Below are 25,399 nucleotides of genomic sequence, written 5' to 3' on the forward strand. Positions count from 1 at the left end.
TTATATGTCGTTGATCAGTATCCATGGTGCTTACCTCTCATTCAGTGATGCACCGCTGCTGGATAATACCGAACTGCACATCGAAGAGGGCGAACGCGTCTGTCTGGTGGGCCGTAACGGTGCCGGTAAATCCACACTAATGAAAATCATCAACGGCGAACAGCCGCTGGATGATGGGCGTATCATCTATGAGCAGGACCTGATCGTTTCGCGCCTGCAGCAGGATCCGCCGCGTAACATTACCGGTTCGGTGTATGACTTTGTCGCTGAGGGCGTGGCCGAGCAGGCGGAGCATCTCAAAGCCTATCACGCCATTTCGCACAAAGTGATGGAGGATCCGAGCGAGAAAAACCTCAATGAAATGGGCCGGCTGCAGACGATTCTCGATCACCAGAATCTCTGGCAGCTCGACAGCCGTATCAACGATGTTCTGCAGCAGATTGGCCTGCAGGCTGATACAGAACTCTCTTCGCTCTCCGGCGGCTGGCTGCGTAAAGCGGCCCTGGGCCGTGCGCTGGTCAGTAACCCACGCGTGCTGATGCTGGATGAGCCTACTAACCACCTCGATATTGAAACCATCGACTGGCTGGAAACGTTCCTGAAAACCTTTACCGGCAGCATCGTGTTTATTTCGCATGACCGCTCGTTTATCCGCAATATGGCGACGCGCATTGTCGATCTCGATCGCGGTAAGCTGGTCTCCTGGCCGGGAGATTACGATCAGTTCCTGGTGGGTAAAGAGGAGGCGCTGCGGGTTGAGGAGATGCAGAATGCTGAATTTGACCGCAAGCTGGCGCAGGAAGAGGTGTGGATCCGTCAGGGGATCAAGGCGCGTCGTACCCGCAATGAAGGCCGCGTGCGGGCACTGAAAGCGCTGCGTCGCGAACGTTCCGAGCGTCGTGACGTGATGGGCAAAGCCAATATGCAGGTCGGCGAAGCGGCCCGCTCCGGTAAAATTGTCTTTGAGCTGGAGAACGTAAACTACGGCGTGGAAGGCAAAACGCTGGTTAAAGACTTTTCAGCCCAGGTCCAGCGCGGCGATAAGATTGCGCTGATTGGGCCTAACGGCTGCGGAAAAACCACGCTGCTGCGCCTGATGCTGGGGCAGCTGAAAGCGGACAGCGGGCGGGTGCACTGCGGCACCAAGCTTGAAATTGCCTATTTCGATCAGCATCGCGCTGAACTCGATCCGGACCGGACCGTGATGGATAACCTCGCGGAAGGCAAACAGGAAGTGATGGTCAACGGCAAACCCCGTCACGTACTGGGTTACCTGCAGGACTTTCTGTTCCATCCGAAACGCGCCATGACGCCGGTACGCGCGCTGTCGGGCGGAGAGCGCAATCGCCTGCTGCTGGCGCGGCTGTTCCTGAAGCCCAGCAACCTGCTGATCCTCGATGAACCGACCAACGATCTGGACGTTGAAACGCTGGAGCTGCTGGAAGAGCTGGTCGACGGATATCAGGGCACCGTACTGCTGGTCAGCCACGATCGTCAGTTTGTGGATAACACCGTTACCGAATGCTGGATATTTGAAGGTAACGGCGAAGTGGGCGCGTTTGTGGGCGGCTATCATGATGCGCAGCAGCAGCGCGCGGCGTACAAACAGACGCGTGTTGCCCCGACGGTTTCCGCACCGGTGAAAACAGCTGAAAAAAATGAAACCGCCAAACGCAGCGCAGGCAAGCTAAGCTATAACCTGACGCGTGAACTGGAACAGCTGCCGCAAAAGCTGGAGCAGCTGGAAGCGCGGATTGGTGAGCTGCAGGCGCAGATGAGCCATCCCGATTTCTTCAGTCAGCCGCATGAAAAAACGCAGCCGGTGCTGGATACGCTGGCGCAGACGGAGCAGGAGCTGGAAACCGCCTTTGCCCGCTGGGAAGAGCTGGAAGCGCTGAAAAACGGCGCATAACACAGAGGAAAAGGGCATGTGCGCAACGTCGCCGCAGGCGCAGCAGTGGATGCTCTGTCCACAGTGTGATTTAACCGTCAGGCTGCCCGCTGTGCCGGCGGGCAGCCGTGCCCGCTGCCCGCGCTGCCATACGCAGCTGCTGGCTAACTGGCATGAACCGCGGAGGCGTCCAACCGGTTATGCGCTGGCGGCGCTGTTTATGCTGGTGCTGGCCAATCTGTTTCCGTTTATCGATATGCACGTCGCCGGTCTCTCCAGCCGCATTACGCTGCCGGAGATCCCGCGCGTCATGGTGCGGGAGGATTACCGCAGCCTGGCTTCCCTGTTTCTGCTGTTTGTGCAGGGTATTCCGGCTTTCTGCATGGTGACAATTTTGCTGCTGGTCAACCGGATTGCTCTGCCGCACCCGCTGCGGCGGGGACTGGCGCGTATTCTTTTTCAGCTGCGCAGCTGGGGCATGGCAGAGATCTTTATGGCCGGCGTGCTGGTGAGTTTCGTCAAGCTGATGGCGTATGGTGAGATCGGCTTAGGCAGCAGCTTCTGGCCCTGGTGCCTGTTCTGCCTGCTGCAGCTGCGCGCGTTTCAGTGTGTGGATCGGCGCTGGGTCTGGCAACAAATCGACGCGCTGCCCGCGCTGCCGTTTACGCCGCAGGCGGGGAAAAGTGGTCTGCAGCAGGGACTGCGCAGCTGCCCCTGCTGTACGGCTATTCTGCCGGTAACGCAGCCGCGCTGCGATCGCTGCGGGGTAGCAGCGGCACCGCGCCGCAGGCATAGCCTGCAGTGGACGCTGGCGCTGCTGCTGACCTCCGTTATGCTCTATATTCCGTCTAATATTATGCCGATCATGGTGACGGAGACGCTGGGTTCCCAGTATCCCTCAACGATCATGGGCGGCGTTATCCTGCTGATGAGCGATGGTTCCTGGCCCGTTGCACTGGTGATTTTTATCGCCAGTATTATGGTGCCCTCGCTGAAAATGGTCGCTATTGGCTGGCTCTGCTGGCACGCCAGCGGGCGCGGCCAGCGGGATGGCGAAAAAATGCATCTGATCTACGAAGTGGTGGAGTTTGTTGGTCGCTGGTCGATGATCGATGTGTTTGTTATCGCCGTGCTCTCTGCGCTGGTGCGCATGGGACAGCTGATGAACGTCTATCCCGCACCGGGCGCGCTGCTGTTTGCCTTGGTGGTGATATTGACCATGTTTGCCGCTATTACATTCGATCCGCGTCTGATTTGGGATCGCCAACAGGAAACTGAACGTAAGGAGTCGCGTCTTGACGGACAACAATCACGGGACTGCTAAGGTCGATCAGATCAAACGCTGGTCGCCAGTCTGGATCGTACCCATCGTTACGCTGTTGATCGGCGGGTGGATCCTTTTTTATCACTTCAGCCATCAGGGGCCGCTGGTGACGCTGATCACCGAAAACGCCGAAGGCATCGTGGCGGGTAAAACCACTATCAAAAGCCGCAGCGTGGATGTGGGCACCGTAGAGAGTGCGGTGCTGACCGACGATTTGCATCACGTCGAGATCACAGCCCGTCTGAACGCCGGCATGGAGAAGCTGCTTTATAAAGACAGCGTGTTCTGGGTGGTCAAACCGCAGATTGGACGCGAAGGGATCACCGGTCTTGGCACACTGCTTTCAGGCGCCTATATCGAGCTGCAGCCCGGTGCAAAAGGCGAACAGCCGGAGCATTATCAGCTGCTTGATTCACCGCCGCTGGCGCCGCCGGATGCGAAAGGGGTCCGCATTGTGCTCGACAGTAACAAAGCGGGTCAGCTCAATCCGGGCGATCCGGTGCTGTTCCGCGGTTATCGCGTCGGCACGGTGGAAACCAGCACCTTCGATACTGACAAACGTATGATGACCTATCAGCTGTTTGTCACTGCGCCTTATGACCGGCTGGTGACCACGAATGTGCGCTTCTGGAAAGACAGCGGCATTGCCGTTGATATGTCTGCTTCGGGGATGCGCGTGGAGATGGGTTCACTGACCACGCTGTTTAGCGGCGGCGTCAGCTTTGACGTACCGGATGGCTGGGATCTGGGTGAGGTCGCACAGAACAAAGCGGATTTTCATCTGTATGACGATCAGCGCAGCATTCAGGATTCACTCTATACCCGACACACTGATTTCCTGATGTTCTTCAGTGATTCGATTCGCGGCCTGCAGGTGGGTGCACCAGTTGAGTTCCGCGGTATTCGTCTGGGAACCGTCGCGCAGGTGCCTTATATGATCCCGGGTATGGACCAGGCGCTGAACACAGATTATCGCGTGCCGGTGCTGATTCGCATCGAACCCGATCGCTTTACCGCACGACTGGGCAGTGATTTTAATCTGGAGCAGCATCTGCAGGATGGGAAGAAACGTGGCCTGCGCGGCACGCTGAAAACCGGCAACCTGCTCTCCGGCGCGCTGTTTGTCGATCTCGATTTCTACGATAAAGCGCCAGCCTATAAAGGACCGAACAGCGTAGCAGGTCTTGAGGTGATCCCTACCGTCAGCGGTGGTCTCAGCCAGATCCAGCAGAAGCTGATGGCGGCGCTGGATAAGATCAACGCGCTGCCGCTTAATCCGATGATTAATGAGGCGACCGGCACGCTGAAAGAGAGTCAGCGCACGCTGCGTCAGCTGCAGAATACGCTGAATAATCTGAACCAGCTTACCGGCAGTCCGGCAATGAAAACATTGCCTGCTGATATGCAGCAGACGCTGCGTGAACTCAACCGCAGCATGAAAGGGCTGCAGCCGGGATCGCCAGCGTACAATAAACTGGTGGGAGATATGCAGCGGCTTGATCAGGTGCTGCGTGAGCTGCAGCCAGTGCTGAAAACGCTGAATGCGAAAAGCAATGCCCTGGTATTTGAAGCGAAGCCAGGCCAGGATCCGCAGCCAAAGAGGGCGAAACAGTGAAAAAAGCCATCATCGCAGGAGCTATGTTGCTGCTGGCAGGGTGCAGCACAACCATCGACACCACCTACTATCAGCTGCCGGCAGGCAGCAGTACGGTACGCGTCGCCAGCAGCGCGGGCAGCAGCCAGCCGATGCTCTGGGTGGAACATGTGAATGTGCCTGACTATCTGGCAGGCAACGGACTGGTTTATCAGACCAGCGATGTCAAGTATGTCATTGCCACCAATAATCTCTGGGCCAGCCCGCTCGATCAGCAGCTGCAGCAGACGCTGATTGCTAATCTGAGCCAGGCGCTGCCGGGCCGCGTGGTCGCCGCGTCACCGCATGGAGAGGGCTACGATACGCTCAACGTCAGCGTAAGTGGCTTTCAGGGACGTTACGACGGGCGGGTCGTGGTCAGCGGTGAATGGCTGCTGCAGCATCAGGATCAGCTTATCAAGCGCAGCTTTAGTGTGACGTTGCCGCAAAATGAGGATGGTTATGATGCGCTGGTCCGCACGCTGGCTGCAGGCTGGCAGCAGACCGCACAGCAGATCGCAGACAGTGTGGCTTCGCTAAATTAGGAATTGGTTTAGATAACTGCTAAGTCCCTGATTCTTCGTAGCAACGTTGCACCGGAGATCAGGGGTTTTTTTTTGCCTAATCAGAAACATAGACACTGCTTTGACATTTCTTTATGTCGTTTTAACGGCAAAATCGTGACGCTGGCGTGAATTTTGCGCATTGCTTTTTCTGCGCATTGGGGTTAGAACTTTACTGTGGCTGAACATTAATTCGCCACTCTTTCTTTCCACCAGATTCCACCAGACCTGAAATGAGGGAAACGCGGTATGAAGAGACAGAAGAGAGACCGTTTAGAACGTGCACATTCACGCGGTTATCAGGCCGGCATTACTGGCCGCTCTAAGGAGCTGTGCCCCTATCAACTGATCGATGCGCGGTCTCACTGGCTGGGAGGCTGGCGTCAGGCCATGGAGGACAGGTCGGCGGTGGCGTAGCCCTGCCGGATGTCAGCAAAGGGAAAACCTCCGCCGCGGCGGAGGTTTTGTTAAGCAGGATCAGAACGCAGAAGTATCTTTAAACAGACCGACTTTCAGATCGGTAGCGGTGTAGATCAGATTACCGTCAACAAAGACTTCACCATCTGCAACACCCATCACCAGCTTGCGGTTGATTACGCGCTTGAAGTGAATTTTATAGGTCACTTTTTTCGCTGTTGGCAGCACCTGACCGGTAAACTTCACTTCGCCCACGCCCAGCGCACGGCCTTTGCCTTCCGCGCCTAACCAGCCGAGATAGAAACCAACCAGCTGCCACATGGCATCCAGGCCCAGACAGCCAGGCATAACCGGATCGCCTTTGAAATGGCAATCGAAGAACCAGAGGTCGGGGCGGATATCCAGTTCAGCTTCAACAAAACCTTTGTCGAAGTTACCGCCATCTTCGGTCATTTTGACCACACGGTCCATCATCAACATGTTGTCAGAGGGCAGCGGTGGCCCATTTTCGCCGAACAGTTCGCCGCGACCTGAGGCAACCAGGTCTTCTTTGCTATAGGATTCGCGTTTATCTACCATGTTCTCAATATGCCTTCTTTTAGTGAAGCCCGAATATTAGCGAACAGTTGTACGCCGGGCAATGCCCCTATTTGTGGTTAAACCAGTTAAGCCAGCGTAACGGCCACGGGCGGGGTGCAGATTCCTGCTGGTTAAACTGTGTAATACGGGTCTGAATCATAGTCAGCAGCGATTCACCGCTCTCGCTCTGCCACGCCACGCCGGTCAGCAGCGGCAGGGCTTCATCGATACGGTCAATTGCCCACAGATGAAACTCTCCTGCTTTCACCGCGTCAACGATCTCCTGACTAAGACTGAGATGACGCACGTTAGAGGCAGGCAGAATGACACCCTGCTTACCGGTCAGCTCACGCGCCTGACAGACATGAAAGAATCCTTCGATTTTTTCATTGAGGCCACCGACCGGCTGCACATTGCCAAACTGATCAACAGAGCCGGTCACCGCAATCTGCTGGCTCAGCGGCTGATTAGCCAGCGCGCTGATTAATGCGCACAGCTCTGCCAGCGAGGCGCTGTCACCATCCACTTCAGAGTAAGATTGCTCAAACACCATCGAAGCGGAGAAGGGCAGTGGCTGATCGAGTTCCAGCTCAGCAATCAGATAGGCCTGCATAATCATCATGCCTTTGGCATGAATATTACCGCCCAGCTCAGCTTTACGCTCCACGTCGTTGAGTTCACCATCGCCTGGGTGCACCACACAGGTAATACGTGACGGCTCACCCCAGGCACGCGGGTGCCCCGGAAACTCAATAACCGACAGGCCATTGATCTGTCCGATAACCTCGCCATCTGTTTCAATCATGATCTGATTTAGCAGGATCTCATCGCGCATGCGTTCAGTAAGGTAGTTTTCCCGCCACTGGCGTGCTTCAAGCGCCTCCGTCAGCGCTTCACCATTAATGATGTCGCCGTGCAGGGCGGCCTCATGCAGCTGTCGCCTCAGCCAGCGCGGACAGAGCGGCAGCGTATCCTGATCGCCGGAAAAACGTACCGCTTCCGTCAGCAGCGGTGGCCAGAAATCAGCCTCCGGTGCATTAAGGTCTGCCCGTGCTGCCTGCGTCAGAACCCACTGACACCAGTTGAGCATATCGCTCTCATCGGCAATCTGCAGGTTCTCTTCAAACTCACTGTAGAGCGCCATTTCGTGCACTTCGGCATCCAGCTCCTGAAAGCTGGCCAGCGCATCGCGATCGCCGCACAGAACCAGGCGGACGCTGAGCGGCAGAGCTGGAATTGTCACCGGCAGGGGCTGTCGCTCATCCTGCGAATACCACTCAAACCGCTGCAGTTCGATACACCGGCGCAGGCGCAGCCAGAGCAGGGGCTGTGCCAGCAGCGTATTGATAGACAGGATCAGCGTGCCGCCGTTGGCGCGATGCAGCAGCCCGGGCTCAGGCATCACGCGATCCTTATACTGACGCACGCAGCCAAACAGCTGCTCTGCTTCGATCCAGTCAGCATAAAACACGCCGCCGCTACTGGTAAAAGGACGGTTGATGTCTGAAGGCGGCAGCAGCGTAACGGTGTCGCCCATCACATGATAGTCACCACCAAAGAGCTGCCCGGCATCAGGCTGAAAACGCCGCGTGGCCTCGGCAATCCAGGCGAGATAGTCGCTATTTTCCTGGCTGCGTAACAGTAGCAGCGGAAAACCCGCAGACTGATGGTGTAAATGCGCCAGCGCATTCAGCAAACGCGGCTGAACCGCGGCAAGACTATCGCTATCTTTCAGTGAAACCGTTGAAAAGAGGGTCTGCCAGGGGGTGCTATCTGGCTGCAGGGCTTGCCACGTAAGTTGGTTGCTGGTCAAAATATTCGCATTAGTCTGATTTAGGAAAAGCGTGATTATACAGGATACAACCGGGTTTATCACGGCGAGTTCCGGTAGTGAATGTGACAGGAGCAACATGTTTTTCGTTGCTGCATCGCGCAAAAAAGCTGTTATTCTTAAGTTGTTACGTGGTCACGGTGGGATTCCGATGAAATACCAGCAGCTTGAAAATCTGGAAAGTGGATGGAAATGGAAATACCTGGTGAAAAAACATCGGGAGGGGGAGCTAATCACCCGCTATCTGGAGCTCAGCGCGGCACAGGCTGCGGTTGACGCGCTGCTTGCGCTGGAAAATACGCCGGTTGAGGTGAACCAGTGGATTGCGCAGCATATTCATCCGGGTCTGGAAAATCGCCTGAAGCAAACCATACGTGCCCGCCGCAAGCGTCACTTCAATGCTGAACACCAGCATACGCGTAAAAAATCTATCGATTTAGAATATCTTGTGTGGCAACGGCTGGCGGGCCTGGCGCAGCGTCGCCACTGCACGCTCTCTGAGACAATTGTACAGCTGATTGAAGATGCCGAACGGAAAGAGAAATATGCCAGTCAGATGTCTACGTTAAAGCAGGATCTGCAGGCCATCTTAGGCAGCGAAGAGAACAAAAAGTAAGCATATAGCAGAAACAAAAAACCCCGCCGGAGCGGGGTTTTTTTTACGCGATAACTTAAGCCTGTGGCTGAGTTACAACGTCTTTGATGCCTTTCACGTCGATCTCAACGCGACGGTCTGGACCCAGGCAGTCGATCAGGGCATTACGGCCTTTCACGCTGTCACAGGTGTTGCCAGTAACCGGGTTGGATTCGCCCATGCCACGTGCAGAGATTTTGTTAGCCGGGATACCTTTAGATACCAGGTAGTCGACAACAGACTGAGCACGTTTCTCAGACAGTTTCTGGTTGTACTGGTCTGAACCGATGCGATCGGTAAAGCCCAGAACTACAACGGAACCATCTTTAGGATCCATTGAGCTCAGCTGGCTGTACAGCTGATCCAGAGCCTGCTGACCTTCTGGCTTCAGGGTAGATTTGTTGAAGGTGAACAGCACGTCAGATTTCAGAGTGAAACGCTTGGTTTCAACAACCGGAGCTGGTGCCGGAGCTGGTGCAGCGATTGGTGCAGCAGCTTCATCCTGACCGAAGCGGTATGCAACGCCTACGCTCAGCATGCCGTTGTCTGGACGCGCGCCAACGGTACCTGCATCACCAATGTTGTTAACCCACTGGTAATCCAGACGGGTTGCCCAGTTCTTGGTCACTGCGTATTCAACACCCACTGCAGCCAGCGGAGAAACGCCGGTGTCGTGGTCGCTGCGGCGTTCGCCGGTCAGAGTGTTGTTCTGGGTAGAATCTGCACGCCATACCATGCCACCCAGACGGGTGTACACGTCAAGGTCATCAGCAATCGGGTAGCTCAGTTTAGCTGCCAGCTGAACGCCCTGCGCTTTGAATGCGCCGTTGATGTTGTCGCCTTTGTTAGGCATACGGCCCAGCCAGTCATAGCCCAGCTCGAAGCCCAGGTATGGGTTCGCCTGATAGCCCAGGAAAGCACCTGCGCCCAGCTGAGATTCGTGAGTTGGACCGTCGTTGTTCGCGTAACCGTTACCGTAGTAACCAGTATCGTGATACTGAGACCAGCCCAGTTTAGCACCGGTGTACCAGGTGTCATCTTTAGGAGCGGCCTGCGCTACGGTAGCGAAGCCAGCCAGTGCCACTGCAATTGCGATAGCTGTCTTTTTCATTTTGCGCCTCGTTATCATCCAAATAGGCAATGAGCAAAAAGGTTGCTCTTGGTTGTAATCCTTCGCCGGGTCTGAACGCTCGCTTATGACTCTACCGAAAAAACGGAGGTTATTGAGCACCCTGGCGAGCTAAAGTCTACAACGAGATTGAAAACTTACAAGTATGATGTGAGGTGAGCAGGTAAAAAAACAGGTGTAAATACACACATTTTAACAATTGACGGGGCAAAATTTTCGGTCTGTAAATAGAGAATTGCAGCTAAGCCCTTGTCCTGACTGGCGGGAACATTATCAGTAGCTTAGCGGCAACAGGCCGGAAAAAAAAGCTGAGATAAATCTCACTTTTTACTTAATGAAACAAATCCGAGGGAATTTTTGTGCTTCCGGGTTGTCTGGCAGAAATGATATCAGCTTCTTCCGGGCGCATAATCAGACCCAAAGCTTCGCCTTCTTCTGCTGCCTGCTGCAGCATCTGACGCTCATTCTCTTGCAGTTCACAGGGTATCCAGGCCAGCACTACGCTGTAATTTCCGGTACGCAGCGCTTTCACCATATTCTCAACCGTACTGAGCCGATCTGATTCAGTAATATGCATACTCTTCTCAAGCGGCAGACCAGACTGCTGGATCCAGCGGCGGCTGACTTTATGCGCTGGCGTCAGCCAGAGCTGCCAGCGTGACTGTTCGCTCAGCTGTTTGAGCACCGGAAGCAGAAGCAATTGCATCATGCCAGGATGCTCACTGTAGCGTAATTCCGTTATACCGCCCATTGACGGCTGAACTGCAGTGGAAGGCGCTAACCAGGAGGAACGATCAACAGGGCCAGAGAAATGCGTGCGCATAATATACTCGCTCAGTAGTGAACTGGATGAATGTACAGTACTGTTTAAATTAACAGAGATCAACTTCATTTTCTGAAAATGTCTCTCAAAACTGGCAGAAGATGGCATTAAAAGCGTTTTATTCATTGAATCAGTAAATCGTTTTTTTTATCTTCTAACTAAATGAATAGTCGATGTTTTATAGGAAATACCCTGCACAAGGAATGAGGAAAAGGGACATGATGAAGCGAAAAAATGAGGTAGTAGAGCAATCGATCGACGCCCTGTCGGTTCTGGGAGATATAGAGTCGCGTACGCAGTTTGGCGGCTACGCACTGGCTATTGAGCGCGTGGTGTTCGCCTATATTGATAATGACACGCTCTACCTGCGCGCCAGTGAGGCGCTGCGGCTTTATGCCGTTCAGCGGCCGCTGGAGCCGCTGGTTTATCGCAAGCGCGGCATCCCTGTCACCCTGAGCTACTTCAAAGTTGATCAGCAGCTATGGCAGGACAGGAGGCAGCTGATCCGTTTGTCAGCCAGCTCCCTGCAGGCGGCACAGGCTGATGCCGCAGTAAAAAATATTTCGCTGCGGCTCAAGGATCTTCCTAATCTCAGTTTGCGTATGGAGCTGATGCTGCATAAAGCGGGGATCAGCTCGGTGGAATCGCTGCAGGAGATGGGGTCACGACAGAGCTGGCTTAAGCTGCGCAGCGTCAACAAGCATGTCGGGTTGAAAACGCTGCTGGCACTTGAAGGGGCGATCTCTGGCCATCATCAGGCGGCGCTTCCGGCTGACGTAAAAGAGGCGCTGAGCAGCTGGTACCAGGAGCGGCTACGCCGGTAAACCCGGGAGCCGCTGTTACTGTTTCAGGCCTGCGCCAGGGCGCGGCGCAGGCGGGCGATCTCAGGCAGCAGTGTGATTAGTAAATCGAGCTGCTGCAAAATCAAAGGTGCCTGGGCTTCAGTACTGGTTTTCAATTCGCCAATGCGCTGCTGAAGCGTATGTTGCATCGCGGCTACCCGATCGTTCGTCACGCACTCAATCTGTAAAACATCCTCAACAAAACAGACGGCGTCATCAAGCAGCGTGAGCAGTTTCCCCGGTGTTAAGCGGGTGCGATGTGCGCCCAGCGCTGAGATATAGCTCAGAAACGAGTGATTAAGGCAGAGCAGTCTGAAGGCGTGCTCCCGCAGCGTCTGCTCTGCCCGGCGTTCACTGTTTATATTCGATACCACAGAGGCGAGTTCGGCGTCAGCGTTGTGCGCATCCCGGCGTACGACCCGGTAAGCCAGCCGGTTATCTTTGCCCTGATGATACTGTTCCATGATGGCATCCAGATAGCGGCAGTTAGCATTCAGCGCGCGATCGGCTATTGTGGTGAGTTTGCGAAAACGCCAGTCAGGCCAGACAAACGCCACCGCCAGCCAGGCGAGTCCGCATCCCAGAAGCGTATCAACAATACGCGGCAGGGCCACGTCAAAGCCTTCACCCAGTAAATTGAAGCAGAGCAGTACCAGCAGGGTAATAAACAGCGTGGCCTGCGCATACTGAATCTGACGGAAAGCAAAAAACAGCACGCCGCTGAGGACGATCAGCAGCAGCTGCCCCTCCACCGAGGGCACCAGCCACAGCACCGGCAGCCCGATTGCCACACCTGCCAGCGTCCCTCCGATACGCAGCGCCAGCCGGCGACGCGTGGCGTTATAGTTGGGCTGACAGACAAACAGGCTGGTAAGCAGTATCCAGTAACCGCGCTGCAGCCCGGTAATCTGAATAAAGGCATAACCTATACAGAGCACCAGCGACATTCGGATGGCGTGGCGAAACAGCGGAGAGGCGGGCGTAAGGTGACGGCTCAGACGCAGACGTATATCGGACCAGCCACGCAGCGTGTCACGCGAAAGATGGTGCTCACTCTGCAGCGGCGTCTCAAACAGCTGCTGTTCTGAAGCAAGTGAAGCAAGTTGCGCATCAATGGCACGCAAATTACGCAGTAACCAGGAGAGCGGGGCGGCATGTCCGGCATCCGGGTCGCTTTGCTGCAGGCGCTCAAGGGCCGTCTCAAGGCGCGCAAAAGCACGCTCGAAATGGCTGCTGTGATGCCAGCGCTGGCGCAGTACGATCGTTTCAGCCAGCTGGCGACACGCCTGCGCCTGCATATTCAGCAGACGCTGAAAACGGAACAGGATTTCGTTGTAACGCCAGTTATTTCGCAGCTGATGATACTGTATGTGCGAAGAGCTGGCGCGCTCATGAATATCCTGCGCCACAAAATAGTAATGCAGGCTGCGGCGGGTACTGCGTGAACCCCGATCGCCGCGCAGCCGGCTCTGAATGGTATTTTTAGTCTGATTCAGCTGCGCGACTAACTGGCTGTTAGCCATTGCGGTGGCAATCAGAGCGGCATCATCCTGCTCACCGCCGTCCGGATCAAACAGGTTTGCTTTCGCCTCAAGATAACGCGCCAGCTGGGAAAAGCTGGCCGCCAGCTGCTCCTGAACGGGTCGCACCGGAAACATCAGGTGGCCAATAAAGGTCAGCAGGTTGTACCAGAGTGCTCCCGTCAGCAGCAGCGCGGGCTGCATCCACCACTGTGGAAAGAGCCCGATACCCAGCATGGTATATACCGCAATCAGCAGGGCACCAAACGCGATGGTCGCGTAACGCTGGCCAAGCGCGCCCAGCAGGATAAATCCCCAGCTTGAGAGCGCCAGGCCGGCAGTGAACGCCCAGGGTCTGGGGAAAAGCAGCTCAACGGAGACCGACGCGATACAGAAGCAGCACAGGGTGATGATCAGATTGCGCAGACGGCCTGTCCAGCGGTCGTCAAGATCGGCCAGCGCGGCAGCGACCACCCCCAGCGTAAGCGGAATGGTCCACTCTACCTGCTGCAGCCACCAGGGAAACGCAGCGCAGCCCGACAGCGCCAGAAAAATACGCAGCAGATAGCGCAGGCTGCTGTTAAACAGATAGCGGCGCCAGGCGGGCATAGCGTCGGACATAAACCGGATCCTCAGTAGCGGCGGCGCGCGTTAGCTTCACGCGCTGCCTGAGCCTCTTCCACGCTGACCACCCGGCGGCCAACCGGCCAGAGTGAAATCGCAGCCAGCTTAAAGTGCGCCAGTCCGGTGGGAATACCGATAATGCTCAGGCACTGCACAATTCCGGTTGAGATATGCATTACGCAGAGCCACCAGCCAAAGAAAATAAGCCAGAAGATGTTCAGAAATGTACCGCCAGCGTTAAGAAACGCACTTTTGCTGTCAGGACGCAGTACATCAACGTGAACCGCTTCATTGCCGAACGGGACCAGCGAAAGTTTTGTGATTTCCCAGCAGGAGCGCGTCAGCGGCAGCGTAAAAATCAGCACAATGCTGACCAGCGTGGCAAAGAGCCAGCCAAACGTAGTGAGAAAGCCGCCAAGGATAAAATTCAGAATATTAAGAACGGTGCGCATAACGCGTTTTTCCTTTTGCAATCCGCAATATGTGCCGCCAAGTTTAGCCTGTTTTAAGGCTGGAGCGCCAAGTGTCTGACAGGTAAACTGCGCAATAACTGAATTTCACCTGATGATGCGGACATGGAACTGAAAGCAACAGCAATGGGTAAACGTCTGGCGCAGCATCCTTACAACCGGGTGCGTTTGCTGACCGCCGGTGTTGAAGTCAGCGGCGATCGTCATGAATACCTTATTCCGTTTAATCAGCTGCTGGATATCAGCTGCAAACGCGGTCTGGTATGGGGCGAGCTGGAGTTTTTGCTGGCGGAGAATCAGGTGGTGCGGCTGCATGGTACCGAGTGGCAGGAGACGCAGCGTTTTTATCACTATCTGCAGCACGCCTGGCAGCAGTGGAGCGCTGAAATGAGCCATATCAGTACGGGCGTGCTGGATGAGCTGCTGCAGCATATTTCGCAACTGACCGCAGAGGATCGCTGGCTGAAGCGAAGTGAGCTGGCTGCTATCCTGGCCCGGGTTAACGAGACGATTGCGGCACTGCCGCTGCCGCTGGCGCGCCTGGAGGCGCTGGATAACTGTCGTGAACGCTGGCATCGCTGCCGGCAGTGGCTGGAGCAGGGCGAAGCCACAATTCGCCAGCGTAACCGTCGCTGGAGCGAGCAGGTGATTCAGGCAAATCCGGATTTTTTCGCCACGGTTGAGCGCTCACCGCTTAATCGTGCGCAGGCAGAAGCGGTGGTTAATGGTGAAGAGACGTTGCTGGTCCTGGCGGGTGCAGGCAGCGGTAAAACCGCCGTGCTGGTGGCACGTGCTGGCTGGCTGCTGCAGCGGCGACTGGCTCATCCTGACCAGATACTGCTGCTGGCATTTGGCCGGGAGGCTGCAGAAGAGATAAATCAACGCCTGGACACGCAACTTAACGTAAAGGCGTTGCAGGCGCGTACCTTTCATGCGCTGGCGCTGCATATTATTCGCGAGAGTGGCCGCAAGCCGCCGGTTATCAGCCAGCTGGAGAGTGACAGCGCTGCCCGTCGCCAGCTGCTGCTGGAGAGCTGGCGCGAGCAGTGCGCGGCTAAAAAGGCGCAGGCCAGCGGCTGGCGTCAGTGGCTGGAGGAGGATCTGGCGTGGACGTTGCCGGACGGCGCATTCTGGCAGGATAGCGCTATCGCGCAGCGGCTGGCGCCGCGTCTTGAGCAGTGGCTGGGCCTGCTGCGGATGCAGAGCGGTAATCAGGCGGAAACAATCGCGGCCGTTCCGGAAGCGTGGCGCGATAGCTTCAGTAAGCGGATAAAACTGATGGCTCCGCTGCTGAAAGCCTGGAAAAGTGCGCTTAAAGCGGAGGGCGCCGTTGATTTTGCCGGCCTGATCCAGCAGGCGACAGAGGTGCTGGAAAAAAGACGTTTTATCAGCCCCTGGAAGCATATTCTGGTCGATGAGTTTCAGGATATCTCGCCGCAGCGTGCCGCACTTTTAAAGGCGTTGCGCGCGCAGAATGCTCATACCAGCCTGTTTGCTGCAGGCGATGACTGGCAGGCAATCTACCGTTTTAGCGGCGCTAAGCTCAATCTGACCACCGCTTTTCACCACTATTTTGGCGACGGCGACAGCTGCGTGCTGGATACCACCTATCGCTTCAATAGCCGCATTGCTGACATTGCCAATGGTTTTATCCAGCAAAATCCGCACCAGCTGAAAAAAATGCTCACCAGTCTGAGCAAAGGAAGTAAAAAGGCGGTAACGCTGCTGCCGGACGATCAGCTGGAGGGGCTGCTGGACAAACTCAGCGGATTTGCGAAACCGGAAGAGAGGATTTTGCTGCTGGCGCGCTACCATCATCTGCGTCCGGCGCTGCTGGACCGGGCAAAAACGCGCTGGCCCGGATTACAGCTGGAGTTTATGACAATCCATGCCAGTAAAGGTCAGCAGGCGGAGTACGTCATCCTGACCGGCCTCCATCAGGGAGCCGATGGCTTTCCGGCTCCGGCGCGTGAGTCGGTGCTGGAGGAGGGGCTGCTGCCACCCGTGGAAGATTTTCCCGATGCGGAAGAGCGGCGCCTCGCTTATGTGGCTATGACGCGGGCACGTGAACAGGTGTGGCTGCTGTTTAATAAAGCCTGTCCGTCGCGCTTTGTTGAACAGCTGCGTGAGCTGGGTGTACCGGTAGCGCGTAAAGCCTGAGCCAGGCAGCGCCAGGAAAAGTGAGGCGCTAGCTGGTGCGTAACGTTTTCATCCAGCTCAGTAACTTTTGCCGGGTTGCTGCATCAAAGCGTTTAAACCAGCGCTGTATTGAGGGCAAATCGCTGGCATCCTGCCAGGCAAAATCGGGGTTTTCGCTTACTGCTGTCGCCGAAGGAGCAGCAAAGCGCAGTACGGATGCCGTCTGTGCTGCGCGGTTATAAGCCATCATCGCCTGCATCATGTCACCGCTGCTGCTCTGCGGCAGACGATCGCGCAGGCTGGCAATTTCTGTGCCCCGCTCATCAATCAGCCTGAAGTTCAGGAGCTTATTAAACGTGCTGCGTTCACGCCGGCTGTTCAGCGAGGGCAGGTGGATCGCCACAGAGTGTGCTTCCGCGGTAAATGTGACAATCATCGGCACTGACTGGAAATGGGTTGCGTCGGGACAGGGTTTCTCAACGCGAAACAGAAACTGATGCTGCCCCTGTTCCAGCTCAAGGCTGTCTGCGCCTTTTAATAGTGAGCCGGCAATTTTCCGCCCGTCCAGCACCAGCAAATCAATCTGCGGATCGAGTTTAAGCGTAATGGCGGGGCAGGATGCTGTGACAAGCAGCGCAATAATGCCTGTGACAGCCGGTGACAGCTTCATTTCTACTCCCGAAATATGGCGGGTAATCAGTGATGTGTAGCAAAGTATTTCATTATGGCACTAAATTTACATTTAAACATATTTATTCGTGCCCTGGCGCAAACATTTCATCTTTGCGGCTTGCGCCGCGAGCGGAAAGGGCAGCTACACTCTGGCAATAAAGAGAAGGGGAAATGAATGAACGATCAAACAATTCGTGATGTGCTGATGAATACCCGTCGTATCGCACTGGTGGGGGCCAGCGACAAACCGGCTCGTCCCAGCTATGGCGTGATGCGTTACTTACTGGATCAGGGATATGAGGTGATTCCGGTGAGCCCTAAACTGGCCGGGCAGCAGCTGATGGGGCAGACCGCCTACGCTTCACTGGCAGAAATCCCCGGTAAAGTCGATATGGTAGATGTATTCCGTAATGCTGAGGCGGCATGGGAGGTGGCACAGGACGCTATTGCGATTGGCGCGAAAACGCTGTGGCTGCAGCTCGGCGTTATCAATGAGCAGGCGGCCGTGCTGGCAAGTGATGCTGGCCTGACGGTGATTATGGACCGCTGTCCGAAGATTGAAATCCCGCGTCTGAATATTACGCCAGCCTGAATCAGACAATAAAACGGCGACCTGCGTCGCCGATATAATTAATGTCGCAGGCTGGGTGCCTGCAGCTGCTGCCGGATAGAGGCGGCCAGCTCATCCATAGAGGGCTGCTCTGGGTGCTCGAACAGTGTTTCACCCGCCAGCTGCACTTCTGCAACGTAGGTGTGCACCTGTTCACCCTCTTCATCTTCCATCACCACATGATACCAGGGGGCGGCACGCAGTGTTTCCGTTGCACCAACTTCATCCAGTTCCGGCTCATCCAGCGAATACTCAGGGTCAACATCGACGATGACACCCAGCACGCCAGAAAGACGATGCCGGACCTGCTGTCCAATTCCAAATTTACTGGCAATCATTGCGACCTCCCAAAACTTTACCTGCCACTAAATATGGGGGCAGGGATCAGGTTTTCAAGTCACAGTACGCGGCAGGCAAAACCTTTCAGATAGAGACCTTCCGGATAGCTGGCTATTACCGGGTGATCGGCCGCCTGACGGAACTGCTCTATAAATTGTACATCACGTCCGGCATCCAGCGCCGCATCGGCCACAATCTTCTGAAATAAATCCGTAGCCATCAGGCCAGAGCAGGAGAACGTCAGCAGAATACCGCCTGGGTTAAGCAGCTGCATCGCCAGCATATTGATATCTTTATAGCCACGGCAGGCGCCCATCAGCTGGTTTTTGTTCTCAACGAATTTAGGCGGATCCATAATAATCAGATCAAACTTTTCGCCTGCATCACGATAGCGGCGCAGCAGTTTAAAAACGTCATCCCGCAGGAACTGTGCCCGCGACACGTCGAGCCCGTTCAGCTCAACGTTCTGTTTTGCTACGTCCAGCGCATCCTGTGAGGTATCCACGCTCAGCACTTCGCGACAGCCACCGAGCAGCGCCGAAATGGCAAATCCGCCGGTATAAGAGAAGCAGTTAAGCACGCGCGCGTCCTGCGCATAGCGACGGGTGGCATAACGGCTGTCGCGCTGATCAAGATAGTAGCCGGTCTTGTGGCCGCCCTGAATATCGACCAGCAGTTTCATACCGTGCTCGGTAATAGGCAGCAGGGCAGGCGGCAGTTCGCCGCTCACCGGGCCCTGTGCCAGCGGCAGCCCCTCTTTCTTACGCACGGCGACGTCGGAACGATCGTAGATAGCGCACTCCGGATAGCACTGCTGCAGCGCAGAGACAATGGCAGGCCGCTGATACTCTGCCCCTGCGGACAGAAGCTGCAATACCAGAAAATGACCAAAGCGATCGATGGTTACGCCGGGCATACCATCTGATTCGCCGGCGATCAGGCGATAGCTGTCGAGTCCGTCGCGGGTCGCCAGCCAGTCACGCCACTGTTGCGCCTGCTCTAAACGGCGAACAAAGAAGGCGATATCGATTGATTCATCCTGTTGCCAGCTCCAGACGCGTGCGCGAATTTGCGACTCTGGTGAATAAGCGGCACGTGCCAGCCATTTGCCAGAGCTGTCGCAGATATCAATAGTTTCGCCAGACTGCGCTTTTCCTTCCATGCGCGCAACGGCGCCGGAAAAGACCCAGGGATGACGGCGGAGCAGGGATTTTTCACGTCCCTTGGTGAGAATCAATCGAACGGTCATAGTTTGCTATGCTTACCTGAAAAAATGAGGCGCTATTTTCCGGCGGATGGCGCCAAATTGCAACGCGGAATAGGGGAAAGGCACTATGGCTGAACGCAGCTGCACAATCCGGGTATATGGCATGGTACAGGGCGTGGGCTTTCGTTATCACACCCAGCAACAGGCGAAAGCGCTGGGCCTGACCGGTTACGCCCGTAATCAGTCCGATGGCAGCGTCGAAGTGCTGGCCTGCGGTCCGGAACAGCAGGTCGAAACGCTAATCAGCTGGCTTCAGGCAGGAGGGCCGCGCAGTGCGCGGGTGGACAACCTCGTGACTGAGCCCTGTGAGCCGACAGAACGTCCGGCCAGCTTTACCACTGGCTGATCAGAGACACTTCGCGGGTTTAGGCAGGCCGGCGATTTTTGTCGCCTGCTTTGCCGGGCCGTCCGGAAAGAGGCGAAACAGATAGCGGCTGTTGCCTTTTTCCTCGCCATACTTTTTCGCCATCGCCTTTACCAGCATGCGCACTGCCGGCGAGGTGTTAAATTCCCGGTAGAAGTCGCGTACAAAGTGGACGACCTCCCAGTGAGCCTCGCTCATCTCAATGTTTTCCTGCCGGGCGATCGCCAGCGCTACCTCTTCACACCAGTCTGCGTGGTTAGTCAGATAGCCTTCTGCATCCGTTACAATCTCACTGCCGTTAACAATCACGCGTTTTCCTCATCTGTAATCTGCGCTTATTGTAAATTCCCGCCGCCTGAAAAAGCAAAAACCCCGCCAGAGCGGGGTTTGCTTTTTGTGCGCTGCAGCGTTAGTCGCGGTTAGCGAAACCCAGCAGGCTCAGCAGGCTGACAAAGATGTTATAGAGAGAGACATAGAGTCCAACGGTCGCACGGATATAGTTGGTCTCGCCACCATGAATAATGTTACTGGTCTCCCACAGAATGGCCCCTGCAGAGAAGAGAATGAAAAGCGCACTGATAGCCAGATGCAGGGCCGGCAGCTGCAGGAACAGGTTTGCTACGACCGCAACCAGCAGAACAACAAAGCCTGCCATCATCATACCGCCCAGGAATGACATGTCGCGCCGGGTAGTCAGTACATAGGCTGAACAGCAGAAGAAGACCAGTGCCGTGCCGCCCAGTGCCATGGCGATAACATCGCCCATGCCTGCACTCAGAAACGAACTGAGGATAGGCCCCAGGCAGTAGCCGAGGAAGCCGGTGAAGGCGAACGCTGCTGCTATTCCGGCCGGACTATTTGCCAGACGGTAAGTCAGAAACATCAAACCATAAAAACCTACCAGCATCAGGATCAGGCCGGGTGAGGGGAGTGCATAGACCGTGCTCAGCGTGGCGGTCACTGCAGAAAACGCCAGTGTCAGGCCGAGCAGAAAATAGGTATTACGCAGGACTTTATGAGTGCCGATCAGAGATTGTTGCTGTGATGAGCTGATAATTTTGTCCATCATTTACTCCTTAAAGAGAGAGGACACCTTACATGCGCTGAGAATACGCAGCGGGGTCAGAACAGCAAAGGCGTTTTACCCATCTTTACGCGATAAATTGCTGTTTCAGTAAGCAGAATGCTGTTTTTGACGGCGAAAAAAACAAATTTGGCTGTTTTTCAGGCGAACGATTCATTCATCGCTTTACATCATCCTGGGGGATGTTTATAGTGCGCCTCATTGCGGAGGGGTGGCCGAGTGGCTTAAGGCAGCGGTCTTGAAAACCGCCGATGGGAAACCATCCGAGAGTTCGAATCTCTCCTCCTCCGCCACTTTATCTCTGCAGATAAAGTACAATCTGTATCCGGAGGGATGGCCGAGTGGCTTAAGGCAGCGGTCTTGAAAACCGCCGATGGGAAACCATCCGAGAGTTCGAATCTCTCTTCCTCCGCCAAATTTAAAGAAGCCCGCAGCGATGCGGGCTTTTTGCTTTTCCCGCCCCGACCCTTCCTGCTGCTCTAACCCTGACGTTTGCTGCTATAGTCCATTCACAGTTTTTATAAACAGCGGGCGATTTTCGTCAGCAAGCTGAGTTACACTGTGCGGTAATTCGCTCTTTGGCGGGCTAATCGTTTGAATGCCAGAGTGTTTCACTGATGAATTATGGAATGGGCACAATGATCAAAAAACTGAGTCTTTGCGCGTTGTCAGTTGTTGCGGCGCTTCCGGTAAGCCTGTCAGCGACCGCAGCAGAAGGGGATATGCAGCTGCAGCAGGTGCTGATGCTGAGCCGTCACAATCTGCGTGCGCCGCTGGCGACAAACGGCAGCGCACTGGAGCAATCCACTAAAAAGAGCTGGCCGCAATGGGATGTGCCGGGCGGTGAACTCACCACCAAAGGTGGCGTGCTGGAAGTCTATATGGGTAAATATACCCGTCAGTGGCTGACGCAGCAGGGGCTGCTGGCTGGCGGCAATTGCCCGGATACCAGCGATGTTTTCATTTATGCAAATAGCCTTCAGCGCACCGTTGCGACCGCACAGTTTTTTGCTGCGGGTGCCTTTCCTGGCTGTGACGTTGCGGTAACGCATCAGGATGCCATGGGAACGATGGATCCCATCTTTAATCCGGTGATTACCGATGACAGCGAAGCGTTTAACAAAAAAGCGCTGGCGGCGATGACGGCAGAGAATGAGAAGCTGGCACTGAAGCCTGCGCTGCAGCGTCTGGAAAAGATTGTTGATTATAAATCGTCGCCTGCCTGCAATGGTAAAAAGCAGTGCACGCTGGACAGCGGTGATAACACTTTCAGCGCAGATAATGGCAAAGAGCCAGGCGTCAGCGGTCCGCTGAAAATCGGTAATTCCCTTGTTGATGCGTTCACGCTGCAATATTACGAAGGTTTCCCGGCAGAGCAGGTTGCCTGGGGGCAGATTAAAACGCCTGAGCAGTGGAAAGAGCTGGCGTCAGTCAAAAACGGTTATCAGGATGCGCTCTTCAGCTCGCCAGAGGTTGCGCGTGAAGTTGCTGCACCGCTGGTGGATTACATCCGCAGCCAGCTGGTTGATGAAGATAAGGCTAGCGCACCTAAAGTAACGCTGATGGTAGGGCATGATTCAAATATCGCCTCGCTGCTCAGCGCGCTGCAGGTGAAGCCTTACACTCTGCCGGGCAACGATGAGAAAACCCCTATCGGCGGACAGGTTGTATTTGAACGCTGGCACGATGGCAAAAATAACAAAGATCTGCTGAAAATAGAGTATGTCTATCAGACCGCCGATCAGCTGCGTAACGCAGATGTGCTGAGCCTCAAAAACCCGCCAAAACGTGTCACGCTGCAGCTTGCCGGCTGTGATACTGATGCCAATGGCTATTGCAGCTGGGAGCAGTTCTCTGCGGCACTGAACAGCGCACTGCAGGGGACGCCTATGCAGCCTGCGGCCGTGCAGGAAGCGAAGCCGCAGCAGGCTGCAGATAGTGCGCCGGACGCGAAAGCTGCCGCAGAGAAACCGGCTGACGATAACGCTAAAGCTAAAGATAAAGCTGAAAAGGCGGCTGCTGATAAAGCGAAAGCAGACGCCGCCGCAGATAAGGCGAAAGCAGACGCTGCCGCAGAGAAAACCGCTGCTGATAAGGCGAAAGCGGACAAAGCAGCCGCTGATAAAGCGGCGGCTGATAAAGCGAAAGCGGACAAAGCAGCAGAAGATAAAGCGAAAGCTGATGCTGCTGCAGCGCAAAACGCGCAGCCGGAGGCGGCATCCGGTAAACCCGCCGCTGAGGCAAAGCCAGCTCAGCAACCTGCTACCGCAGGTTAACCGGCAGCAGGCTATAAAAAACCCCGCTCTGGCGGGGTTTTTTTTGGTCGTCAGCCGGCAATAACCACCAGCTTCTGATTGGCAAACTCTTTCAGACCGAGATCGGAAAGTTCACGCCCGTAACCGGAGCGTTTTATCCCGCCAAAGGGGAGCTCAGCTGCGGTGTCACTCTGTGAATTGATAAACACCATGCCGGTTTCAATCTGTGACGCCAGCCGGCGCGCGCGCGCCATATCCCGCGTCCAGATAGATCCGCCAAGGCCATAGTGTGAATCGTTCGCCAGCGCCACGGCAGCCTCATCACTCTCTGCAATATAGAGCTGCGCAACCGGGCCAAAAAACTCCTGATAATAAGCGGGATTATCGGGCGTCAGCCCGGTCAGCAGAGTGGGCTGATAGTAGCATCCGACGCCTTCAATAATGCGCCCGCCAAAGCGCAGCTCTGCGCCATGCTCTACCGCCTCTTCAACCTGTCGCGCCAGCCGGTCGCGCGCATCAAGGGAAGAGAGCGGTCCGAGCGTGGTTTTTTCATCCAGCGGATCGCCCGGCACAGCGGACTGCAGCGCGGCGCTGAATTTGCTCATGAACGCCTCGGCGATCTGCGCGTGCACAATAAACCGTTTAGCAGCGGTGCAGACCTGTCCGCAGTTGCTCAGACGTGCCTGCACGCCCTGGCGTACCGCTTCATCCAGGTCAGCATCGTCCAGAACAATAAAGACGTCATTGCCACCCAGTTCAAGGGTGGATTTTTTCAGGTGTTTGCCCGCCTGCTGTGCAACCGCACTGCCGGCGCGTTCGGAGCCGGTCAGCGCTACGCCCTGAACGCGATCGTCAGCGATAAGATCCGCCACCTGCTCATTGGAGATAAACAAATTACTCCAGGCACCTTCTGGTGCACCCGCTTCACGTACCAGTTGCTCAAAGATATCCGCGCAGTGCGGCACAATATTGGCATGTTTTGCCAGCACCGGATTACCCAGCGCCAGATTAGGTGCCAGAACACGCATCAGCTGATAATAAGGGAAGTTCCATGGTTCAACCGCAACGATAACGCCAATCGGATGATATTCCACCCAGGCTTCCCCGATTTCGCTGGCGTAGGGCTGAGGCTGCAGAAAAGCAGCGGCATGCTCAGCGTAATATCGCGCAATGCTGATGCAGATGCTGACTTCACCACGGCTCTGACCAATCAGCTTGCCCATTTCGCGACTCGCTATGGTGGCCAGCTCCTCTTTGCGCTGCTCCATCAGATCGGCCAGGCGGCTCAGCACCTGGAGGCGTGGCTGGATATCACCTTTGCTCCAGGCTGAGTGGTAGAGCGCATCTGCGGTTTCGAGCGCCTGGTACACGCGGGCGTCATCATGTGTCTCCCAGTTTTTCAGCAGCTGATTATTTGCCGGATTGATGCTCTGGTAAGCCGTCATCGCGTCCCCCTGTTGGTGTTGCCATAAAAAAGGCGGGCCATGCCCGCCGGTTCTCACACGTTTTTGCGCTCGACAGGGACGTTGTCCCATGTCAGAACATCCTGATCGGTTTTATCAAACGCGCGCATCAGCACATCATCATTGCCCTGCTGCTCCCAGATCTGCTCTGCCAGTTTTTCATCGTAATTGGCAACTTCAAAGATCGCTTCGGCAATTTCCGGGGACGTCTGACGAATTTTCGCCCATTCGCCGACGCGATGTGCTCTGGACTGGTCTGTAGACATAATGATCTCCTGTTGAGTTTATCCTTTGAGTTTTACCGCCAGAGTGGCGACATGTTCACCCTGATAGCGGGCAATTTGCAGCTCTTCAGGCGTAGGCTGGCGTGAACCATCGCCGCCTGCCAGCGTCGACGCACCATAAGGCGTTCCGCCGCGTACCTGTGAGATATCAAACATCTCTTTAGTGCCGTAGCCGATTGGAATAATGACCATGCCGTGATGGGCAAGCGTAGTCCATACTGACGTTATCGTCAGTTCCTGGCCTCCGCCGGTACCGGTAGAAGTAAACACGCTGGCCAGTTTTCCGTGCAGTGCGCCCGAGGCCCACAGCCCGCCGGTACGGTCCCAGAAGTTGCGCATCTGGCCTGACATGTTGCCAAAGCGGGTCGGCGTGCCGACGATAATGGCATCATACTGCGTCAGATCGTCCGGCGTTGCCTCAGCTGCCTGCTGATCGACCTTGCCACCAACCTCAGCAAAACGCGCCGCATCCATACTCTCCGGCACGCGCAAAATAGTCACTTCGGCTCCGCTGACGCGCTGCACGCCTTCTGCAACCGCCTGCGCCATGGTTTCCACATGTCCATACATTGAGTAATAGAGCACCAGAACTTTTGCCATTGTGGTTCTAACCTCCCGGTAAGATAAGTAAAAAGAGTATAG

At 55.5% G+C, this 25,399-nt stretch carries 25 protein-coding genes and 2 tRNA genes; 13 read left to right on the forward strand and 14 right to left on the reverse strand.

Annotated elements, in window-relative coordinates:
* Nucleotides 1-4: 4 nt before the first annotated feature.
* From B4M48_RS07325 to rmf, 5 genes are all read left to right on the forward strand, one after another.
* Complete coding sequence (locus B4M48_RS07325; RefSeq protein ID WP_039383636.1) at nucleotides 5-1,912, forward strand: ABC transporter ATP-binding protein; 1,908 nt, start codon at nucleotides 5-7, stop codon at nucleotides 1,910-1,912.
* Between the two features lie 16 nt (nucleotides 1,913-1,928).
* Complete coding sequence (gene pqiA / locus B4M48_RS07330; protein WP_039383638.1) at nucleotides 1,929-3,215, forward strand: membrane integrity-associated transporter subunit PqiA; 1,287 nt, start codon at nucleotides 1,929-1,931, stop codon at nucleotides 3,213-3,215.
* Complete coding sequence (gene pqiB, locus B4M48_RS07335; protein ID WP_288656335.1) at nucleotides 3,187-4,830, forward strand: intermembrane transport protein PqiB; 1,644 nt, start codon at nucleotides 3,187-3,189, stop codon at nucleotides 4,828-4,830. The genes pqiA and pqiB overlap by 29 nt, the downstream gene beginning before the upstream one ends.
* Nucleotides 4,827-5,393, forward strand: a complete 567-nt coding sequence (gene pqiC, locus B4M48_RS07340) for a membrane integrity-associated transporter subunit PqiC (protein ID WP_039383640.1) — start codon at nucleotides 4,827-4,829, stop codon at nucleotides 5,391-5,393. Before pqiB ends, pqiC begins: the two co-directional genes overlap by 4 nt.
* Before the next feature lie 267 nt (nucleotides 5,394-5,660).
* Nucleotides 5,661-5,828 carry a ribosome modulation factor gene (rmf, locus tag B4M48_RS07345; RefSeq protein ID WP_071668711.1) on the forward strand — a complete coding sequence of 56 codons (168 nt, stop codon included), beginning with the start codon at nucleotides 5,661-5,663 and terminating at the stop codon, nucleotides 5,826-5,828.
* Nucleotides 5,829-5,888: 60 nt separating this feature from the next.
* On the opposite strand, the gene fabA is transcribed toward rmf, so the two are convergent.
* Together fabA and B4M48_RS07355 are read right to left on the reverse strand one after the other, a co-directional pair.
* Nucleotides 5,889-6,407, reverse strand: coding sequence for a bifunctional 3-hydroxydecanoyl-ACP dehydratase/trans-2-decenoyl-ACP isomerase (gene fabA, locus B4M48_RS07350; protein WP_039383641.1), 519 nt, complete (start codon nucleotides 6,405-6,407; stop codon nucleotides 5,889-5,891).
* Between the two features lie 67 nt (nucleotides 6,408-6,474).
* Nucleotides 6,475-8,319 carry an AAA family ATPase gene (locus tag B4M48_RS07355; protein ID WP_052246479.1) on the reverse strand — a complete coding sequence of 615 codons (1,845 nt, stop codon included), beginning with the start codon at nucleotides 8,317-8,319 and terminating at the stop codon, nucleotides 6,475-6,477.
* 70 nt (nucleotides 8,320-8,389) lie between these two features.
* On the opposite strand from B4M48_RS07355, the gene matP reads away from it, so the two are divergent.
* Nucleotides 8,390-8,854, forward strand: a complete 465-nt coding sequence (matP, locus tag B4M48_RS07360; RefSeq protein ID WP_139074201.1) for a macrodomain Ter protein MatP — start codon at nucleotides 8,390-8,392, stop codon at nucleotides 8,852-8,854.
* A gap of 55 nt (nucleotides 8,855-8,909) precedes the next feature.
* Here the strand turns inward: matP and ompA are convergent, their stop codons facing one another.
* Together ompA and sulA are read right to left on the reverse strand one after the other, a co-directional pair.
* A complete protein-coding gene (gene ompA / locus B4M48_RS07365) occupies nucleotides 8,910-9,983 on the reverse strand; it encodes a porin OmpA (protein WP_039383647.1) in 1,074 nt (357 codons plus the stop codon).
* A 349-nt stretch (nucleotides 9,984-10,332) separates the two neighbouring features.
* A complete protein-coding gene (gene sulA, locus B4M48_RS07370) occupies nucleotides 10,333-10,824 on the reverse strand; it encodes an SOS-induced cell division inhibitor SulA (RefSeq protein WP_039383649.1) in 492 nt (163 codons plus the stop codon).
* A 221-nt stretch (nucleotides 10,825-11,045) separates the two neighbouring features.
* Between sulA and B4M48_RS07375 the strand changes: the two genes are divergently transcribed.
* On the forward strand, nucleotides 11,046-11,648 hold the full coding sequence (locus tag B4M48_RS07375; RefSeq protein WP_039385776.1) for a TfoX/Sxy family DNA transformation protein: 603 nt from the start codon (nucleotides 11,046-11,048) through the stop codon (nucleotides 11,646-11,648).
* Nucleotides 11,649-11,671: 23 nt separating this feature from the next.
* On the opposite strand, the gene yccS is transcribed toward B4M48_RS07375, so the two are convergent.
* Entirely contained in the window at nucleotides 11,672-13,807 is a 2,136-nt protein-coding gene (gene yccS, locus B4M48_RS07380) for a YccS family putative transporter (protein WP_071668712.1), read from the reverse strand.
* An 11-nt stretch (nucleotides 13,808-13,818) separates the two neighbouring features.
* The gene (locus B4M48_RS07385; protein WP_039383653.1) at nucleotides 13,819-14,262 is read right to left on the reverse strand and encodes a YccF domain-containing protein; all 444 of its coding nucleotides are present in this window, start codon (nucleotides 14,260-14,262) and stop codon (nucleotides 13,819-13,821) included.
* A gap of 123 nt (nucleotides 14,263-14,385) precedes the next feature.
* On the opposite strand from B4M48_RS07385, the gene helD reads away from it, so the two are divergent.
* Nucleotides 14,386-16,440 (forward strand): DNA helicase IV, encoded by a 2,055-nt coding sequence (helD, locus tag B4M48_RS07390; protein ID WP_039383656.1) that lies wholly within the window; start codon nucleotides 14,386-14,388, stop codon nucleotides 16,438-16,440.
* Nucleotides 16,441-16,468: 28 nt separating this feature from the next.
* Here helD and B4M48_RS07395 read toward each other — a convergent pair whose 3' ends face one another.
* A complete protein-coding gene (locus tag B4M48_RS07395; protein ID WP_039383659.1) occupies nucleotides 16,469-17,089 on the reverse strand; it encodes a DUF2057 family protein in 621 nt (206 codons plus the stop codon).
* 177 nt (nucleotides 17,090-17,266) lie between these two features.
* Between B4M48_RS07395 and B4M48_RS07400 the strand changes: the two genes are divergently transcribed.
* Nucleotides 17,267-17,683 (forward strand): CoA-binding protein, encoded by a 417-nt coding sequence (locus tag B4M48_RS07400; protein ID WP_039383662.1) that lies wholly within the window; start codon nucleotides 17,267-17,269, stop codon nucleotides 17,681-17,683.
* Between the two features lie 38 nt (nucleotides 17,684-17,721).
* Here B4M48_RS07400 and hspQ read toward each other — a convergent pair whose 3' ends face one another.
* Both hspQ and rlmI read right to left on the reverse strand, forming a co-directional pair.
* The gene (hspQ, locus tag B4M48_RS07405) at nucleotides 17,722-18,039 is read right to left on the reverse strand and encodes a heat shock protein HspQ (protein ID WP_039383664.1); all 318 of its coding nucleotides are present in this window, start codon (nucleotides 18,037-18,039) and stop codon (nucleotides 17,722-17,724) included.
* Nucleotides 18,040-18,098: 59 nt separating this feature from the next.
* The gene (gene rlmI / locus B4M48_RS07410) at nucleotides 18,099-19,289 is read right to left on the reverse strand and encodes a 23S rRNA (cytosine(1962)-C(5))-methyltransferase RlmI (protein ID WP_039383665.1); all 1,191 of its coding nucleotides are present in this window, start codon (nucleotides 19,287-19,289) and stop codon (nucleotides 18,099-18,101) included.
* A gap of 85 nt (nucleotides 19,290-19,374) precedes the next feature.
* Between rlmI and yccX the strand changes: the two genes are divergently transcribed.
* The gene (gene yccX / locus B4M48_RS07415; protein WP_039383666.1) at nucleotides 19,375-19,653 is read left to right on the forward strand and encodes an acylphosphatase; all 279 of its coding nucleotides are present in this window, start codon (nucleotides 19,375-19,377) and stop codon (nucleotides 19,651-19,653) included.
* On the opposite strand, the gene B4M48_RS07420 is transcribed toward yccX, so the two are convergent.
* Nucleotides 19,654-19,980 carry a TusE/DsrC/DsvC family sulfur relay protein gene (locus B4M48_RS07420; RefSeq protein WP_039383668.1) on the reverse strand — a complete coding sequence of 109 codons (327 nt, stop codon included), beginning with the start codon at nucleotides 19,978-19,980 and terminating at the stop codon, nucleotides 19,654-19,656.
* A gap of 100 nt (nucleotides 19,981-20,080) precedes the next feature.
* Nucleotides 20,081-20,737, reverse strand: a complete 657-nt coding sequence (gene yccA, locus B4M48_RS07425; RefSeq protein WP_039383670.1) for an FtsH protease modulator YccA — start codon at nucleotides 20,735-20,737, stop codon at nucleotides 20,081-20,083.
* A gap of 223 nt (nucleotides 20,738-20,960) precedes the next feature.
* On the opposite strand from yccA, the gene B4M48_RS07430 reads away from it, so the two are divergent.
* The 3 genes from B4M48_RS07430 (at nucleotide 20,961) to agp (ending at nucleotide 23,031) form a co-directional block, all read left to right on the forward strand.
* Nucleotides 20,961-21,048: transfer RNA gene (locus B4M48_RS07430), tRNA-Ser, on the forward strand.
* Between the two features lie 34 nt (nucleotides 21,049-21,082).
* A tRNA-Ser gene (locus B4M48_RS07435) sits at nucleotides 21,083-21,170 on the forward strand.
* A 223-nt stretch (nucleotides 21,171-21,393) separates the two neighbouring features.
* Nucleotides 21,394-23,031, forward strand: coding sequence for a bifunctional glucose-1-phosphatase/inositol phosphatase (gene agp, locus B4M48_RS07440; protein WP_288656341.1), 1,638 nt, complete (start codon nucleotides 21,394-21,396; stop codon nucleotides 23,029-23,031).
* 50 nt (nucleotides 23,032-23,081) lie between these two features.
* On the opposite strand, the gene B4M48_RS07445 is transcribed toward agp, so the two are convergent.
* From B4M48_RS07445 to wrbA, 3 genes are read right to left on the reverse strand one after another with little or no spacing between them, the layout of a single operon-like run.
* Entirely contained in the window at nucleotides 23,082-24,455 is a 1,374-nt protein-coding gene (locus B4M48_RS07445; RefSeq protein WP_094111352.1) for an NAD-dependent succinate-semialdehyde dehydrogenase, read from the reverse strand.
* A gap of 53 nt (nucleotides 24,456-24,508) precedes the next feature.
* On the reverse strand, nucleotides 24,509-24,739 hold the full coding sequence (locus tag B4M48_RS07450; RefSeq protein ID WP_039383674.1) for a YccJ family protein: 231 nt from the start codon (nucleotides 24,737-24,739) through the stop codon (nucleotides 24,509-24,511).
* Between the two features lie 18 nt (nucleotides 24,740-24,757).
* Nucleotides 24,758-25,357 carry an NAD(P)H:quinone oxidoreductase gene (wrbA, locus tag B4M48_RS07455; protein ID WP_065649652.1) on the reverse strand — a complete coding sequence of 200 codons (600 nt, stop codon included), beginning with the start codon at nucleotides 25,355-25,357 and terminating at the stop codon, nucleotides 24,758-24,760.
* Nucleotides 25,358-25,399 lie beyond the last annotated feature (42 nt).

Source organism: Pantoea sp. UBA6567 (genome assembly GCF_002434165.1).
Taxonomy (GTDB): Bacteria; Pseudomonadota; Gammaproteobacteria; order Enterobacterales; family Enterobacteriaceae; genus Pantoea; species Pantoea eucrina.

What these genes read in the sequence shown, in the direction of transcription:
- matP (WP_139074201.1), top strand. Translation starts at nt 8,390, where the DNA reads ATGAAATACCAGCAGCTTGAAAATCTGGAAAGTGGATGGAAATGGAAA.
- wrbA (WP_065649652.1), bottom strand. Translation starts at nt 25,357, where the DNA reads ATGGCAAAAGTTCTGGTGCTCTATTACTCAATGTATGGACATGTGGAA.
- B4M48_RS07355 (WP_052246479.1), bottom strand. Translation starts at nt 8,319, where the DNA reads ATGTTGCTCCTGTCACATTCACTACCGGAACTCGCCGTGATAAACCCG.
- B4M48_RS07445 (WP_094111352.1), bottom strand. Translation starts at nt 24,455, where the DNA reads ATGACGGCTTACCAGAGCATCAATCCGGCAAATAATCAGCTGCTGAAA.
- yccX (WP_039383666.1), top strand. Translation starts at nt 19,375, where the DNA reads ATGGCTGAACGCAGCTGCACAATCCGGGTATATGGCATGGTACAGGGC.
- B4M48_RS07375 (WP_039385776.1), top strand. Translation starts at nt 11,046, where the DNA reads ATGAAGCGAAAAAATGAGGTAGTAGAGCAATCGATCGACGCCCTGTCG.
- ompA (WP_039383647.1), bottom strand. Translation starts at nt 9,983, where the DNA reads ATGAAAAAGACAGCTATCGCAATTGCAGTGGCACTGGCTGGCTTCGCT.
- B4M48_RS07385 (WP_039383653.1), bottom strand. Translation starts at nt 14,262, where the DNA reads ATGCGCACCGTTCTTAATATTCTGAATTTTATCCTTGGCGGCTTTCTC.
- pqiA (WP_039383638.1), top strand. Translation starts at nt 1,929, where the DNA reads ATGTGCGCAACGTCGCCGCAGGCGCAGCAGTGGATGCTCTGTCCACAG.
- yccS (WP_071668712.1), bottom strand. Translation starts at nt 13,807, where the DNA reads ATGTCCGACGCTATGCCCGCCTGGCGCCGCTATCTGTTTAACAGCAGC.
- B4M48_RS07325 (WP_039383636.1), top strand. Translation starts at nt 5, where the DNA reads ATGTCGTTGATCAGTATCCATGGTGCTTACCTCTCATTCAGTGATGCA.
- rmf (WP_071668711.1), top strand. Translation starts at nt 5,661, where the DNA reads ATGAAGAGACAGAAGAGAGACCGTTTAGAACGTGCACATTCACGCGGT.
- B4M48_RS07400 (WP_039383662.1), top strand. Translation starts at nt 17,267, where the DNA reads ATGAACGATCAAACAATTCGTGATGTGCTGATGAATACCCGTCGTATC.
- agp (WP_288656341.1), top strand. Translation starts at nt 21,394, where the DNA reads ATGATCAAAAAACTGAGTCTTTGCGCGTTGTCAGTTGTTGCGGCGCTT.
- B4M48_RS07395 (WP_039383659.1), bottom strand. Translation starts at nt 17,089, where the DNA reads ATGAAGCTGTCACCGGCTGTCACAGGCATTATTGCGCTGCTTGTCACA.
- yccA (WP_039383670.1), bottom strand. Translation starts at nt 20,737, where the DNA reads ATGGACAAAATTATCAGCTCATCACAGCAACAATCTCTGATCGGCACT.
- hspQ (WP_039383664.1), bottom strand. Translation starts at nt 18,039, where the DNA reads ATGATTGCCAGTAAATTTGGAATTGGACAGCAGGTCCGGCATCGTCTT.
- B4M48_RS07450 (WP_039383674.1), bottom strand. Translation starts at nt 24,739, where the DNA reads ATGTCTACAGACCAGTCCAGAGCACATCGCGTCGGCGAATGGGCGAAA.
- fabA (WP_039383641.1), bottom strand. Translation starts at nt 6,407, where the DNA reads ATGGTAGATAAACGCGAATCCTATAGCAAAGAAGACCTGGTTGCCTCA.
- helD (WP_039383656.1), top strand. Translation starts at nt 14,386, where the DNA reads ATGGAACTGAAAGCAACAGCAATGGGTAAACGTCTGGCGCAGCATCCT.
- rlmI (WP_039383665.1), bottom strand. Translation starts at nt 19,289, where the DNA reads ATGACCGTTCGATTGATTCTCACCAAGGGACGTGAAAAATCCCTGCTC.
- sulA (WP_039383649.1), bottom strand. Translation starts at nt 10,824, where the DNA reads ATGCGCACGCATTTCTCTGGCCCTGTTGATCGTTCCTCCTGGTTAGCG.